The sequence below is a fragment of the Alicyclobacillus mali NBRC 102425 genome, from assembly GCF_001570745.1.
Classification (GTDB): domain Bacteria; phylum Bacillota; class Bacilli; order Alicyclobacillales; family Alicyclobacillaceae; genus Alicyclobacillus; species Alicyclobacillus mali.
On the sequence record NZ_BCSG01000034.1, the window covers coordinates 16,722 to 32,552 of the forward strand.

11 protein-coding genes and 2 pseudogenes are annotated in these 15,831 nt (G+C 52.8%); 4 read left to right on the top strand and 9 right to left on the bottom strand.

Annotated features, from left to right (window positions below; genetic code table 11):
* Nucleotides 1–87 precede the first annotated feature (87 nt).
* A pseudogene (locus AMA01_RS11470) lies at nt 88–1,565 on the bottom strand (aldehyde dehydrogenase family protein).
* A gap of 291 nt (nt 1,566–1,856) precedes the next feature.
* Between AMA01_RS11470 and AMA01_RS11475 the strand changes: the two are divergent.
* Together AMA01_RS11475 and AMA01_RS11480 are read left to right on the top strand one after the other, a co-directional pair.
* Entirely contained in the window at nt 1,857–3,146 is a 1,290-nt protein-coding gene (locus AMA01_RS11475) for a glycosyltransferase family 39 protein (RefSeq protein WP_067851093.1), read from the top strand.
* Between the two features lie 93 nt (nt 3,147–3,239).
* On the top strand, nt 3,240–4,136 hold the full coding sequence (locus AMA01_RS11480) for an alpha/beta hydrolase (protein ID WP_067851095.1): 897 nt from the start codon (nt 3,240–3,242) through the stop codon (nt 4,134–4,136).
* A 192-nt stretch (nt 4,137–4,328) separates the two neighbouring features.
* Here the strand turns inward: AMA01_RS11480 and AMA01_RS11485 are convergent, their stop codons facing one another.
* Nucleotides 4,329–4,757 carry an ImmA/IrrE family metallo-endopeptidase gene (locus AMA01_RS11485; RefSeq protein WP_067851097.1) on the bottom strand — a complete coding sequence of 143 codons (429 nt, stop codon included), beginning with the start codon at nt 4,755–4,757 and terminating at the stop codon, nt 4,329–4,331.
* 145 nt (nt 4,758–4,902) lie between these two features.
* Between AMA01_RS11485 and AMA01_RS11490 the strand changes: the two genes are divergently transcribed.
* Both AMA01_RS11490 and AMA01_RS11495 read left to right on the top strand, forming a co-directional pair.
* Nucleotides 4,903–6,708, top strand: coding sequence for an IS1634 family transposase (locus AMA01_RS11490; protein ID WP_231862933.1), 1,806 nt, complete (start codon nt 4,903–4,905; stop codon nt 6,706–6,708).
* A 200-nt stretch (nt 6,709–6,908) separates the two neighbouring features.
* Nucleotides 6,909–7,238, top strand: a pseudogene (locus tag AMA01_RS11495) (transposase); the annotation flags it as partial.
* Nucleotides 7,239–7,313: 75 nt separating this feature from the next.
* Here AMA01_RS11495 and AMA01_RS11500 read toward each other — a convergent pair.
* The 7 genes from AMA01_RS11500 to AMA01_RS11525 all read right to left on the bottom strand — a co-directional run.
* Nucleotides 7,314–7,937, bottom strand: a complete 624-nt coding sequence (locus AMA01_RS11500) for a trimeric intracellular cation channel family protein (RefSeq protein WP_067851102.1) — start codon at nt 7,935–7,937, stop codon at nt 7,314–7,316.
* 493 nt (nt 7,938–8,430) lie between these two features.
* Nucleotides 8,431–8,904 (bottom strand): DUF1641 domain-containing protein, encoded by a 474-nt coding sequence (locus AMA01_RS11505; RefSeq protein ID WP_067851104.1) that lies wholly within the window; start codon nt 8,902–8,904, stop codon nt 8,431–8,433.
* On the bottom strand, nt 8,879–11,863 hold the full coding sequence (gene fdhF, locus AMA01_RS11510; protein WP_067851114.1) for a formate dehydrogenase subunit alpha: 2,985 nt from the start codon (nt 11,861–11,863) through the stop codon (nt 8,879–8,881). Before fdhF ends, AMA01_RS11505 begins: the two co-directional genes overlap by 26 nt.
* A gap of 141 nt (nt 11,864–12,004) precedes the next feature.
* Nucleotides 12,005–12,391: a DUF2294 domain-containing protein gene (locus AMA01_RS11515; RefSeq protein ID WP_307188455.1), complete on the bottom strand. Its 387-nt coding sequence runs from the start codon at nt 12,389–12,391 to the stop codon at nt 12,005–12,007.
* A gap of 405 nt (nt 12,392–12,796) precedes the next feature.
* Nucleotides 12,797–14,365: a succinate CoA transferase gene (locus tag AMA01_RS11520; protein WP_067851105.1), complete on the bottom strand. Its 1,569-nt coding sequence runs from the start codon at nt 14,363–14,365 to the stop codon at nt 12,797–12,799.
* A 209-nt stretch (nt 14,366–14,574) separates the two neighbouring features.
* Entirely contained in the window at nt 14,575–15,243 is a 669-nt protein-coding gene (locus tag AMA01_RS13675; RefSeq protein WP_082744166.1) for a LytTR family DNA-binding domain-containing protein, read from the bottom strand.
* Nucleotides 15,244–15,641: 398 nt separating this feature from the next.
* On the bottom strand, nt 15,642–15,831 hold a 190-nt coding region (locus tag AMA01_RS11525), incomplete at its 5' end, for a transposase domain-containing protein (RefSeq protein WP_067851118.1).

Below are 15,831 nucleotides of genomic sequence, written 5' to 3' on the forward strand. Positions count from 1 at the left end.
TCGTAAAGCGATCTTCCGTCAATGGCACTATAAACGACGAAGAAGGGGCTCGCCTGAAGCGCGAGCCCCAATCTATGACACTGATATTCACGAAAACGGATACTCTCTCGGCTCCTTCTGCACCGAGATCCACTTCAACGTGGTGAACTCCTCGATGCCCCATTCGCCGCAATAACGACCGATGCCGGAAGCCTTTTCTCCACCAAATGGAACGTTGGATTCCACATTGACCGTCTGGTCATTGACGTGAATCATCCCTGTGACGATGCGCTGGGCGACGCGAATTCCGCGCTCAAGGTCTCCCGTGAACACCGCCCCGGAGAGTCCGTAGTCCGAGTCGTTCGCCACGTTCACGGCCTCCTCTTCACTATCCACGGGGAGGATGGCTGCCACCGGACCAAAGATCTCGTTTTTCGCGATAGGCATGTCGTTGGTCACATCGGACAGGATATACGGATACATGAGCTGCCCTTCGAGCTTCCCCTCCAAAACCAGGCGAGCCCCCATCTTCACGCTCTCGTCGATCAGGCCCATGATCCGTTTTGCCTGGCGCTCGTTGATGAGGGGACAAATGACCGTCTCCGGATCTGCCGGATCGCCAACCTTCACCTTCTCGGTTGCTGCCTTGAACTTCTCGACAAACTCGTCGTACACCTTGCGATGGACGATCATGCGATTCGTCGCAATGCAGATCTGACCCTGGTGAAGGTATTTGCCGAACGCCGCCGCGGCAACCGCCCGATCGACGTCCGCATCGTCGAGCACGATGAACACGTTGTTCCCGCCAAGTTCGAGCGCAACCTTGCGCAGCGATCGCGCCGCGACCTCAGCGATATGACGGCCTGCAGCCGTGGAGCCCGTGAACGAGATCACGCGGGGAACCGGATGTTCGACCATGGGGCATCGCCGACCTCATCGAGATCCGCCACCACCACGCTCAACAGCCCTGGCGGAAGACCCGCCTGTTCAAACAGGTCGGCGACAAGCAGTCCGCCGGTGATGGGCGTCTGGGAATCGGCCTTGAGCACAATGGCGTTGCCCGTTGCGAGGGCCGGAGCCACCACCCGGATGCTGAGGTAAAAAGGCCAATTCCACGGCGTGATGGCACCCACCACCCCAACAGGTGCGCGGTATACCCGATTTTCCTTCCCCGGAATAGCGGAAGGAAGGATCACAGCCGTCATTTTATGTGCATATTCGGCGGCCAGTTTGATGTCGCCGATGGAAGCATCCACCTCGATGCTGGCCTTGAGATAGGAACTGCCAGTCTCCTCGACCAAGTAGTGGACCATCTCGTCCTTCCTCTGCGCGAGAATGGCGGCCGCGCGCTCCATCACCTCGGCGCGCGCGAATGCACTCGCTTCAGCCCACGCGTGCTGTGCTGCCTGGGCCTTTCGGTAAGCCAGATCGATATCGTCCACCGATGCCAGCGGAAGCTCCGCGAGAACCTCCTGGTTGTACGGATTGCGGACCGTTACCGTTCTGCTGCTCGACCCGGACCTCCACGCTCCTCCCAGGTACAGTTTGTTCCATTGAGCATACTTCACCGCGGTCGTGCTCGACACTTTCTCTCACCTCTCTTGGCATTCTGCGCGAGTGGGCACCCTGTCTCGCCACGGCGATCCGACGATGATAGCGCTTGCAAAGCGCTTCGACGTCATCATGCCGCCATGCAATTCCAATTTTACTGAATACGAGCCTGGGTATTTTTCATCGCGTGTCTCGGAGCATTTTGCTTTTTTGACCTCATCATCCCGCTCGGAATGCCGCCGATGAAACCCGAATGCGGTTCTAAACTCGAAACTTTGCTCAATTTGCGCTAGGATTGGGGACAGTGTGGAAAGGAGCAAGCGGACATGATGGGCAGTGCGAGTCTGCGTCGGGATCGACGTGCTATGACCATTCTCATCGTCGTCAACCTCGTGCTGAGGTTCGCGTGGATCTCTTTCATGCACCCCGTGCAAGAGGCGGATTTCGCCTGGTACTATGCGCGCGCGGTTGAACTGGCCCACAACCAGGGCTACAACTGGATGGGGCATCCGACGGCCTATTGGCCCATCGGCTGGCCATTTTTTCTGTCCCTGATTTACCGCCTCACGGGGCCATCCGTGTGGATGGGCCTGGCCGTGAATGCACTTCTGTCGACGGGCATTGTGGCACTTGTTTACGTGTTGGCCCGCATGCTCTTCGGTGACTGGCGATCCGCCACATGTGCCGCCGCCGCGTACACGCTGCTTCCGAGCCAACTGGTGTGGAACAGCGTCCTGGGCTCTGAAGAGTTGTTTACGCTTCTCCTCATGATGTTCTTCGTCGTTTACCTGCTTGGTTCGAATCGCGCCGCCCCATTTCGCTGGCTGGCCATTGCGGGCGTGATTGTGGGACTCGCATGCGACGTGCGGCCGATCCCTCTGGCATTTCCCGCCTTCTTATTTCTGTACGAATGGTGTACCACGAACGTCAAGGGAACTTCGCAACTCGCGACGGCCATGGCGAGGGCCAGGGAGGCATTCGTTCGTGCGGTCTGGGTCGGCCTGTTCATGCTGCTCGCCATTCTCCCGGTCACAGTGCGAAACCGACTTGCGATGCATCACTTCGTCCTTGTGTCCACGAACGGCGGCACCAATCTATGGCAAGGCGTCCACGTCAATGGCGGGTACTGGTGGTCGTACAACCCGTACATCAACCCTCTGGTACGCGTAAATAACGAAGTCGTCAAGAACAAGCTTGGAGAGCACCTGGCAGAACAATATATCCTTCACCACCCTTGGAAAACCTTTTTGAACGGATGGGTCAAGATCTTCGATTTATACAAAGACGACGTCAACGCGAATTGGTACACGTTCCGACTGTCCCCGCTGTTCCGGCCACATCTTCACGCCATCGACATCATGACGACAAGCGTCTACTGGCTGTTGATGGTCGTCAGTTTGATTGGTGTCGCGTACACATGCATTAAGCTGGATCACACGCGCCGAAAAGCTGCCCTTCTGCTCACCTTTATCGTGTACTACACATGCTTCTTTTTCTTCTTTCCTGCATGGGATCGATTCCGATATCCGTTGATGCCGCTTTTCGCCGTCTTTGCCGGTCCGGCGTGCGTCTTGCTGTGGCATGGATGCAAGCGGGTCATCCGTCCGCACGCGTAGTCCCCGCGTTGCTTCACGGGCGGGATCGCCAAACCTTGAGCTATATGATATTCTAGCTATTAAATTGATACCGCTTACAAGGAGGATGTATGGATGCCCAGCCCACAGGCACTCGCAGTTCGCTCCATGTTACAGCAAATGCGCTCGTCCCAAAACCTCGCCGAACAAAGCTTGGAAACCCAACGCGCCGGTTTGGATCAAATGGGCCGCACTATCCCGAAGCCAGATAGTGTAAAGGTGGAGCGCACCTCATTCGGGAATGTACCCGGAGAGTGGATTTCCATCACGGAAAACGCCTCCACACGCGTAATCCTCTACTTACATGGCGGCGCCTACTACATGGGCAGCTGTGAGTCCCACCGAAGCCTGGCGTGGCGCCTCGCGCAAGCGTCAGGGTCGCGTGTGGCCCTGATTGAATATCGGCTCGCCCCTGAACACAAGTTCCCGGCCGCCGTGGAGGATGCGGTGGAGGCCTACGATTCGCTCCTGGCGCAAGGCATTGCATCGGATCGAATCGCCATCGCTGGAGACTCAGCAGGTGGCGGCCTGACGATGGCCACGCTCGTCTCGCTCCGAGACGCAGGCAAACCGCTCCCCGCGTGTGCCGCACTTCTCTCTCCGTGGACCGATTTGGCAGGTACCGGACCGTCCATGGAATCGCGCGCTGCGTCTGATCCGTGGCTTGAGCCAGAGGGAATTCGAAAGGCACCGCTCTTGTACTGCAATGCGGATCAACTAACGCACCCGCTCGTCTCGCCTCTATATGCCGATCTCGCCGGCCTACCACCAATTCTCATTCATGTGGGCTACGACGAGTGCCTGCTGGACGACTCCGTCAGGCTCCACGAAAAGCTCCGTCAAACAGGCGTGGATGCTAGGCTGCACATCTGGCAAGACATGTGGCACGTGTTTCACAGCTTCCCGATACCAGAGTCGGAGGAAGCGCTGAAAGAAATCGGAGATTTTATAAAGGAGAAAATCCCAAGCTGAAGCCAGTACGCAGGCGCTGTCGGGATCCACATCCCTGTACGGAACACCACAGGCCCAGTCCGCCGATTACCCTGTGCGAAGTGCGTATACGAAGAAATCTTCTTTCGATTGGTGTAGTCCTCTCCCGCTTTGTGGCACAGACTCTCACAGCGCACGCGAAGTAGAGTCCCTGAACGAGCAACAACAGTGCCGTCAATGGAGCAGCGACCGGCAAAACGTCGAGTAAGGGGGGGCGGCTAACCCCCGCCCTTTCGAATGTACGTGCGATCCCGCATAGGGCGGTTCATGAACCGCTGCGGAGATCCGCTCGAGGCTCGCACGCAACTTGCGCTTGTCTCCCCCGGACCACGCCCATACATAACTCGCCGAATCGTCGCTGGTGTCGAACCCAAACGCCGACGCCACGCAGTACGCGACCGCCTCCGCCTCGACCTCCATCTGCTGACGCTCGGGCGATGGCCCGCCTCCCTCAACAACCGTGAACCGATCGTCGAAATCGGCATGCATCAGCGCATGGGCGTACTCATGGATCAGCGTCTTCGCCTCCTGATCCGGCGACAGCCCGTCGGACAGGCTGATCTTTCGGTCCTCTAGCTCAAGTTTGACAGTAAGACGCCTCATCGGAACGTCGGAACCGCGCTACGGCGCGGTTTTTTCGTCGTTTGGGGACGTTTTGTTTCCGAAAGTGTAGGTCAAACTTTTTTCGCGTAATCGTTGATATATAAGGGCCTATGCACTATGATTGTGGATATAAATATTCGCGGTGGTGGTCCTCTTGTTCGCGCAAATTGTATCCACAAAGAAGCCCGACGGTAAGACCTACAAGTATCTCCACATCGTTGAGTCCTACCGCGAAGGTCGGACGGTCAAGAAACGGCGTGTCGCAAGCTTGGGCAATATCAGCCAATATTCTGAGCGCGAAATTGAACAGATTATCCGGACCCTCGAGTCTCTCCTACAGCATCGCACCACCGGTTCGCTCGAGGACTTTGAGACTCAGCAGGTGCTCCATTTCGGCGTTCCGTATGTGGTGCAATTTTTGTGGAATCAACTCGGGCTCACCGAGGCCATTCGTGACGCCTTGCGTGACCGCGAGGTCACCTTTGACGTCGCGCGGTACGTCCAGGCCATGGTCATTCATCGGCTCGTCGATCCCTCGAGTAAGCTTCGCCTCTTTCACACGCTGGACGATCTCTATCTTCCGGACTGGGACGGGGAGCCGTGGCAGCTTCAGCACTTCTATCGAGCGCTCGACTATCTCGTCAACATCAAGCCTCAACTGGAACGTGTGTTGTACGGGCGACTGACAGACTTGCTGAACTTCAGGCTCTCGTTGGTTCTGTACGACTTGACCAGCACCCATCTCCACGGGCACGCCTGTCCCTTAGGAGAGCATGGGTATTCCCGAACGCATCGCCCCGACCTCGAGCATGTCGAGCTTGGGTTCCTAGTGACCCCTGAAAGCATTCCCATCACGCACGAAGTACTCGCGGGCAACGTGTCCGACAAGCAAACCGTGCCAGACATCTTGAAACGTCTGAAAGAAGACTTTGCGGTCGAGCAGTGCGTGTTCGTGGGAGACCGCGGCATGGTCACGGAAAGGAACATGGCCCTGATGGCGGAGGCGGGATTCCCATACATTGTCGCGTTCCACAAGCGCGGGCGCATCGTGAGCGACGCGTTGCTGGAACAGTTTGCGGACGTCAACGCCTACCATGAACTGAAAGACAACCTGCGCTACCTCGAGGTGCCCGCCACAAGCGTGGACGACGCCGAAAAGGCCGAAGGCGTCCGGTACATCCTCTGCTACAATCCGGAGAAAGCGCGTCAGGATGCCGCGTTTCGGGAGAGCGCGTTGGAGGAGACTGAAGCGGGTCTGAAAGCCTTGGCGGAGAGCTTGGCGAACCCGAAACGCGGGCGAAAGCCGACGGACAAAGGCGTCATGCTCAAGGTGGCCGACTTGTTAACCCGAAAAGGGGTGGAAGCGTTCTTTCAGATCGACTACAAGAACGGCATCCTGACGTATCGGCGCGATGAGGACGCCATCACCAAAGAAACACTGCGCGACGGAAAGTTCCTGATTCGAACCAATACGGATTTGCCTGCAGCCGACGTGGTCCAATCGTACAAGACGCTGATGGGGATCGAACGTGCGTTTCACCAGATCAAAAATTTCCTGGATGTCGGGCCGGTCTATCACTGGAATGAGCGGCGGGTTCGTGGGCACATCTTCGTCTGCGTGCTGGCCTACCTCTTCGAGCAGGAGATGCAAGTGTTGTATCGCCGTCAATGGGCGCGCGACAAGGTCGCAGCAGAAAGTCTTGCGTGGGTTGAAGACCGATCCAAGGCGCTGGCCGAATTAGAGTCGCGGTGGTACACAGGAGAAGCCATCGTACGGGAACTGAGGCGCTGGAAGGCGGTGCGCGCCACGTTTTTAGACAAGGAATTCGTCAGCGTCACCAAGGCGAAGGACAGTGTGAAGGCCATCCTCACAAGCCTGGGGATTCCGACGCCGAACAAGACCTTGTCGGTGACGAAGGCACAACAACAACACATGACGTCGGCCGAGTAGGCCGTACAAGATGCCACAAGACGAATCGCTTTCTAACGAGCCCCGCAGCCACGCGGGGCTAAAGTGCGTGTGGTACAAACTCGCCCCTACAATCCGCGCCATATCAAGGGTACTGTCAAACTCGAGTTGGAGAGTGTAAAATGAACTTGTGTAAACTCCCCGAGCCCAGGAGTGGGAGTCTACAAGGGGAGTGAACCGGCATGGAACTTATATCCAAGGAACAAATCCGTCAACTCATTCGAGATGGCAAGTTGAACGATATTCACGACGTCCAAAATATGCTCAAGGATCTATTCGCGAGCACCATCCAAGAGATGCTCGAAGCCGAATTGGACACGCATCTGGGATATACCAAATACGACGCGAAGCACAAAGACACGGATAACGCCCGAAATGGCCACGGCGCCAAGCGGACGGTGCAGTCCGAACTCGGCGATATCGATATCGCGCTTCCTCGAGACAGGAAAGGCGAGTTTGAGCCTTTGATTGTGCAAAAGCGTCAAAAGCGCATGCCAAGTATCGAAGAACAGGGGTGTGTCAAGCTTTCTACTCGAAAATCCCTTGCCTCACATGGACTCACGATTCTGCAAAAAGCTCTCCTATGATTATCGCTGCGAACCGCTGGTCAATTCTCGTTGTCGTAAGTGCTTAAACCGGACTGCTATCATGCGAATTGTAACGACCACTATAATGAGCAAAATCAGGGGTAATGGACGCTTGTAACTTATTCCATCTATCCAGACTGCAACGCCAACTAGAATAGTCAGCACTGCATGTACTTCTTCCTGAAGAGCGATGGGTTTTCTCCCCGCCAACAAGTCCCGAATCATACCGCCCCCAACACCTGAGAACAATGCGGCAATGATGATCACGAAGATATTGTCACTCACTTGTTTTGCGTATAACGCACCCTGCAACGCAAACGACGCAAGTCCAATGGAATCGAAAAAGAGCCCCCACCTTCTCCAATGATGTATCCATTTTGTAGATAGCAAATAGAGTATGGTCAATGTACCCAATACCAGTAACAGCGTTTCACGATCCCAAAGTTTTATGACAGGGATGCCGATAATGATGTTGCGGATCACCCCCCCTCCGAAGGCCGTTGTTAAACCCAATACGTATACTCCGATCATCCTATATCGTGCCTGCAACGCCACGAACGCTCCGCTTGCAGCGTAGGCAATGGTTCCGATACCGTGGATAATGAGCCAACCAAACGTATCCATCCTTATCCTCCTACTTGAGGCAAACCGCCGTGATTCGGAGTGCGTTCACTGAGTTACACAGCTGCAGAATGTCTGCACTTTGATCTACATTCCGTACCTACAATGACGAAATGTTTTATCATAATCGCTGGCCACTGAGATCAATTCCAAGAACAATAGCAGAGAGGGGATATCGAGGATAAATGATTCACCAAGAACAATAAAATCAGAATATTAAGCTCCTCGATGATGTCTATCATGAATTCGCAATTAGATAGGACATAGTCCATGCCAACCACAAACACACGTCATGTACACACTTCAGCGAGTTATCTATTGAGAACCCAGTTTCAATTAACTAGAAAAACAAATTTAGCTTTAGAAGATAGCGAACACCGTTTGCAGGATCACCCTATCACTGAACTGGCTATGTTAACGCTGGACAAGAATCCGGTGGAGGCAAAGTAACTCTCCACCGGATCGTTCAATACGATGAAATATGCCTATGAAAGAACTAGAGCCTTTCGCCTAAGCCCCGTAACAATCCAAGCACGAACGCCAAGGCACGGTTGACGCCAGGGTCTCGCAGCGCCTTTACGAGTTCGAAGACGCCGACCTTCTTGTTCGATTCGAGGCTTTCGTGCCCGCGCTGAAGACCGACGACTACAGCATCCGCCAACGCACCAATCCGGTCTGGATCAATCTTCCCGACCAATCCAACTGCGATCATGGTGTTTTTTACCGAATTCAACACGGACGGTTTCAGAATCTGCTCTAACGCAATGGAGGCGATCTTCTCCTTCGAATTCAACGCGGCGTGGAGAATTTCAAGGACCCCACTGTTTTCAAGATCTTGAATCAGCACGAGCAAGCTCTGCAGTGCTGTTTTGTGATCTGCGACTGAATCCTCTAGTTCATGTAGGGCGATCCGGTTCTGCTCCGGCTTCGTGAACTCGATTCGTTTAATGTTGGTGATTGGACGTGCCACTTGTGACAACCCTCCGCGCTTGTTCTTCTACCGGAATGTATCCAGGCCGCTTCCATTTCCGTTCCACTTCGACACCGCGTTGCGGATTGCGCTTCCCAAACCGCGGGTTGTTGCGTGGTAACGGTCTCCGCCCGTTCGGTTGAAGCACCTCCATCCGTACGAAAGTTTCCTTGTACGCAGGAGTGTTCGTACGGACATCTGTCGCCGAGCCCGTTAACAGGTTCACGGCTGACTGGTCGCTCGTGGTGTTCATCGGCAGATACAATTCCTTGCCGCGAACTCTGTCGGTGACAACCGCCCGGACCTTGACCGATCCGTAGCGCGACACCAGCCGAACCAGGGCTCCGTCTTCGATACCGCGTTCCTTGGCCAACTCCAGCGAGATCTCCACAAACGTATCCGGAACTTTCTTTCGCAGACCTGGGGACTTGTCCGTCATGTTTCCTTCGTGAAAATGCTCGAGCAAACGCCCATTGTTCAAATGCAAATCGTATTCTTCGTCGGGTGTCATTGGCGGAACCCAGTTTGGCAAAGCCAACCGAGCCTTCCCATCGGAGAACCCAAATCCTTCTGTGTACAACAACGGTGTATCGGTTCCGTCCGGCGCAACAGGCCAGAGGAGACTGTTATAGCCCTCGAGCCGGTCGTAAGTCACGCCTGCGAAGATGGGTGCGACTTTCGCAGCTTCGGCCATGATTTCGCTCGGATGCTGGTACGTCCAACCTGCACCCAACCGATTCGCGATCGCGCAAATAATCTCCCAGTCCGGCTTGGACTCCCCGAGGGGCTCAAACACTTGATACAAACGTTGAATACGTCGTTCGGTGTTTGTGAAAGTACCTTCTTTTTCCAAACTCGGACTGGCGGGAAGCACTACATCCGCAAACTGAGCTGTCTTCGTGAAAAATACGTCCTGTACTACAAAGAACTCCAACTGACTGAGCGCTTCATGGACGTGGTTCGCGTTCGTATCGACCCACGCCATGTCTTCTCCCACGAGGTACATTCCACGAAGTTTACCTTCGAGGATGGCATTCAACATCTGCTGATTGTCCATTCCAGGCGTCGTTGGAAGCGGCGTACCCCAAACGTCTTCAAATTTCTTCCTGGAAACTTTATCACTCACCAGTTGATACCCAGGCAGCCAGTTTGGCAACGTGCCAAAGTCACAAGCGCCTTGGACATTGTTGTGACCACGCAGCGGGAACGCGCCGGCTCCCGGGCGGCCGTAGTTGCCCGTGACTAATAGCAAGTCACTGATTGAAGCGCTGGTCTCACTTCCACCACAATGCTGCGTAACACCCATGGCCCACAACACAGCAACCCCGTTCGCTTCGTGAATCATCGTCGCGATTTGAATCAAATCCGCCTTCGAAATGCCTGTGATCTCTTCCGCATAATCAAGCGTGTACTTACTAAGCGATTTCCTGTACTCGTCATACCCCACAACCCTTTCGCTTAAAAATTTCTTATCATGCCATTCTTGATCGATAATGTATTTCGTTACTGCAGAAAGCCATACGTGATCTGTTCCCTGCTTCGGTCGTACGAAGAGATCTGCGCGTTCCGCCATTTCGTGCTTGCGCAAGTCAACCACGATCAACTTTTGACCGTGGAGTTTATGGGCACGTTTCACTCGCGTTGCAAGCACCGGATGCGCCTCAGCGGGATTGGCGCCCACGATGATCACAAGCCCTGCCTTCGCAATATCCTGAATCGTCCCGGAATCTCCGGCAAGCCCCACCGTTCGCATCAAACCATCTGTCGCAGGAGATTGGCAATAACGGGAACAATTGTCCACGTTGTTGGTACCAATCACTGAGCGAGCGAGCTTTTGCATCAAGTAGTTTTCTTCGTTCGTCACTTTCGAGGAGGAAATGAAACCGAGGGCATCTGGACCGTATGTTCGTTTGATCTCTTGAAATTTCTCGGCAATCAAGTCCAGCACTTCATCCCATGTCGCTTCGACAAACGAATCCCCGCGCCGGATCAAAGGTTTGGTGAGCCGCTCCTCGCTATTAACAAAATCCCATCCAAACTTCCCTTTTACACACGTGGAAATTCCGTTTACAGGCGCCTTTTCTGTAGGTTCGATCTTTAGGATCTTCCGCCCCTTCGTCCAAACGTCAAATGAGCATCCTACACCGCAGAATGTGCACACTGTCTTCGTCTTCCGAATCCGCTGCTCTCGCATGGCGGACTCAACTTCCGAAATCGCAAAAATCCCACCGTATCCAGGTTCAACCTGCTTGACGAGATCAATCATGGGATTCAGCACGTGAGAAGGAGTGCTTGACAGAAAACCAGCTTCTCCGAGCATGGACTTCTCCATCAGGGCATTGGTCGGACAAACGGTGACGCAGTGTCCGCAGGAGACACAGGAAGATTCATCGATGGGAACATCGTTATCCCAGATGACTCGGGGTATATCCCGCTCCCAGTCAATGGACAACGTTTCGTTCACCTGAAGATTTTGGCAAGCCTCAACACACCGTCCGCAGAGGATGCATTGATCTGGATCGTACCGGTAAAACGGATTGGACATGTCTTTCTCGTACCCCTTGGGACGGTAAGGGTACTTTTGATGCTCAATTTTCATGAGCTGTGCGGTATTATGAAGAACACAGTTGCCATTGTTGTTATCACAAACGGTACAGTAGAGCATGTGGTTCTCGAGAATTCGGTTCATCGCCTCAACGCGCGCAGCAACTGCAAGTTCAGATGAGGTTTGAATGTTCATCCCCTCATCTACCTTGGTCGAGCATGCCCGCACCAACTCTCCATTCACTTCCACCATACAGGTATCACATGTTTGAATGGGTCCCATATTAGGGTGATAACAGACGTGAGGATGGTCAATACCTTTCTGCATTATCGTTTCCAGAATCGTCTGTCCTTCCGAGACTGTTATCTTTTCCCCGTCGATTACCACAGAAAATTGCAAAGCAGGACTTGTCATGACTGCACCTCCAATAAAAAACTCCACTAAAACCGGCCTCCTATTACTGAAGGCTAGGTTTTAGTGGAGTAGTTCAAAGCACTTCCTGTGCTTCTTCACCAATCCACAGGATATGAACCGCTTAATCCAAGCGTAGCACGTTTACTCTTGATCGTCCAGTCCTAACGGACGGTCAAAAACATAAACCGTAAAGGCTGTATCCAGGTCGATATCATAATCGCAAAAAATAGTAACCAATTTAGCATGGACCAACTGTTCAACTTGAGTTCTGATATCTGCATCGTTATACAGTTCCTTGATAAAGCTTGTTCGAAGTTCTCGGACAATCCGCCTGCCTTCTTCCGATCGAATAGCAAATCTTTCTACACTGGTAAGATTGCCTTTCATTTCACAAGCAACCCACGGCCCCATAAACCTCGTTGTTATGTGTTCAGGTCCCTTGCCCACGTACTTCTTCCGTATTTCTCGTACAAGATTGCTGAATTGATGCGTAACCCTTAAGGCAATCACTTGTGAATCCCCCCTCACCGCTCTTTGTGATCATTCGTGCTCGTCTTCTGTGCAAACGAGAGGGATTATGCTCACATCATACGAGGTTATCATAACCCAGATCAACCCGGCTTCGACATTTCGTATACATACAATCCCCCGAACCTTTTGCCCATGAAGGCTCGGGGGGCTTGTGGATGACTTACGTAGTATCTACAAACCTCAAACCTCGTGCTCGTGCGCTGCACGCCGATTCCGTCTGCCGGGCACTTCGTACTTCGTCACCGGGCGCACCGCACGCGTACGGATATCTGACCATGTCGTCCGAGTTTGGACCTCAACGAGGCAGTCCACACATGCGACGTACACGAAGGGTAATCCAGCAGGCGGCGTTTCTATAAATCACCGCATCGTTCCGTTGAGTCTACGCATTTTTCCCAACCATCATCGTCGGACTCGGAATGGCTCGCGACGATACTGACTTGCGAACTCGAGTACATCGGATTGGGCAGCATGTACCAAAGAACGCATGTCACCATATTTCAGCATCCGAAAATGCCAATCCCATGCTTCGCTAAGCACATGAGGCGTATGACCTCCCAAGGACTCAGCTCGTCGCACATACTCTATGAGCTCGTCCTTATAATCGGGGTGAACTAGGTGACTGATGATTTCACGCGCGCGCTGCCGAGGACTCAAACCGCGCAAGTCGGCGATTCCACGTTCCGTCACAATGACGTCTACATCATGCTCTGGGTGGTCGACGTGTGTGACAAACGGAACAATACTAGAAATTCTTCCTCCTTTTTCTATGGATCTCGTCACGAATATGGAGAGGGCTGCGTTGCGCGCAAAATCGCCAGACCCGCCGATACCATTCATCATGCGCGTCCCAAATACGTGTGTGGAATTCACGTTTCCATATATATCGACCTCTAAAGCCGCGTTGATGGCAATCACACCCAAACGCCGCACGATTTCAGGGTGGTTGGAAATCTCCTGAGGCCGGAGCACCACTCGGTTTTTATATTGTCCAAGATGCGACAAAACATGCTCGCGCATTGAACGTGAGAGTGTAAACGAACAGCTAGAGGCTAACTGCACCTTACCGGCATCTAGAAGTTCAAAGGCCGCATCTTGCATGACTTCTGTATAAAGTTCCAATCTGTCAAAGGGACTATTTTCGAATCCACTCAACACTGCGTTCGTCACAGATCCAATGCCGATTTGCAGAGGACCGATATGCCTGGGCAAACGGCCTCGGCGGACCTCATGAACCAAAAATTCCTGAATGAATTCAGCCATTGCATGCGTGTCAGGATCAGCAGCTGACACCGTTGAAGGTGTATCCTCCTCAGCCGAAAGGACAATCGCTACAATCTTTTCTGGAGAACAAGGAATATAAGGTGTCCCAATTCGATCCGCTACGTTGACTAAGGGAATGGGCTTACGGTGAGGTCTCGCCGCAGGTACATAAATATCATGAACTCCCTCTAAGTCTAGAGGCGCAGACAAATTGATCTCTACAATAACTTTGTCAGCCTTCTCTACAAAAATGGGGCTATTCCCTACTGAGGTCGTTGGAATAATTCCCCCATCTTCTGTGATGGCTGTCGCCTCAATGATTGCAAAGTCAATCTTACCGAACCATCCGCTCCGAACCCATTCAGCTGTCTCGCTAAGATGTTGGTCGACATACTCGATATCGCCTCGATTGATCCTGTCTCGGAGGAACGGTTCCGATTGAAATGGAAGACGAAAAGACATTACTCCCTTTTCCGCCAATATCTTATCTGTATCTCCCAATGATGCTCCAGACAGTAGGCGAATCCGAGTATGTTCATTTGTCTCTGAGATTCTCCTTGATAGCGCCTTCAACACAGCTTTGGCATCACCCGACTTTGTGAACCCACTCACCGCGATTGTCATGCCGTCATGTATCCAACCCTGTACCTCATCCACCGATAATACTCGAGAACGGAGAGACACATTACGAATCCTGTCCTCAAACACGTTCCCACCTCATTTTGTATGAAAGCGAATTCGATGCTATCGCCTTTCAATGTAACCCCCCGTCTCAAAGCGTGCATCTGATTTCTGACGGAAAGACATATTTTGCGACGAAACGTAATATATTCGGATAAACCATGAGCGAAATAAGGGGCACTGTTACAAAGGGCAGCCTATCTCTCGACTTCCACTTTTGTGTTGAGCCTATCGATTCAAAAACCGAGCTTTTCACGAACAAAACGTACGTAGGTCTGAGAAACAGGTAATTTTTGTTCTGTAGGGAGTTGGAGGATTATTAAAAGCCCAGAATGAAAATCACGTTCAATTCTCTTGATCCAGGCTACGTTGACGATATACGACCGGTGAATGCGCAGGAACTGATGCTGGGCTAGCTCGTGCTCCAAGATGTGCAACGGAAGATGAGTGGTATATGAAGCCTCTACCGTATGAATCCACGTTTGCTTCTCATAACTTTCGAGCCAAACAATATCCTGAAAATGAATTGGATACCATACATCTTCTCTGCGTCCTATGAGAAAGGGATAGGAAATCCACTTCACCTTATATCTTGGCGGCAAAATAATAGTTAAAGCCATTTGCCTTCCTGGTTGGGCATGAAGAACATATCCGACACCGTGGTACGGAAGACCATAAACTGATTCGTCCACATCGACCTCTACGCGCTGCTTTGCGCAAAACACACGATTGGCTACGCTTCCAGGACGCACGAGATCTCCAGGACGCAAACGCAAATCGTACTCACCAGCGTGATAAAAAATGTATTTTCCTTCACTTGCAACTGCAATAGAAGCAACTTTAGGAACCCAGTCGGTCAGCATGGATGGCAAGTCCATTAGAAGGGGTAGATCTTCCATGTGCATCGCTCACCTCATATGCTAGTATTACTAAGCCCACAGGAGTTCTATTCTGCGGGATTTGATCGTCCATCAGCACGGTCTGACTTGGTTCCAATGAGTCTCTTCTTCATCTTAATCGAGTTAGACTCGCATTCAACACTTCGGAGTCACACAAAGCCCCACGAATCCCTTGCTCGTGCGGATTCACGGGACCTGTGAATAGCTCGCGTACTGTTGACAGCCTGCGTGCGCGAGATTTGCACCTCTGTCATTTCGTAAACGTCAACCGAACTACACCTTGACTCATGTGTCAGGCGTGGGGCTGAGCATCCGCCCGGCTCCGCATGGGTGCTCAAGGACTCGTCCTTCCATACGAAAGGCCCGCCGTCGCCGGCAGGGCCTTCGCTGATGAATTTGAAATTTCACCTCTTCACTCGAATCCCCTCAGGAAGCACCGTCGACCACGGTAACAACGGCGCCAACGCCGCCTCATCCATCAGATCCATGTTCGGCATCCGTTCAAAGAGATACGTGAGATACGCGGTCGGATTCAGTCCGTTTTCCTTCGCCGTCTCCACAATGCTGTATGTCACAGCACTGGCTCGCGCTCCA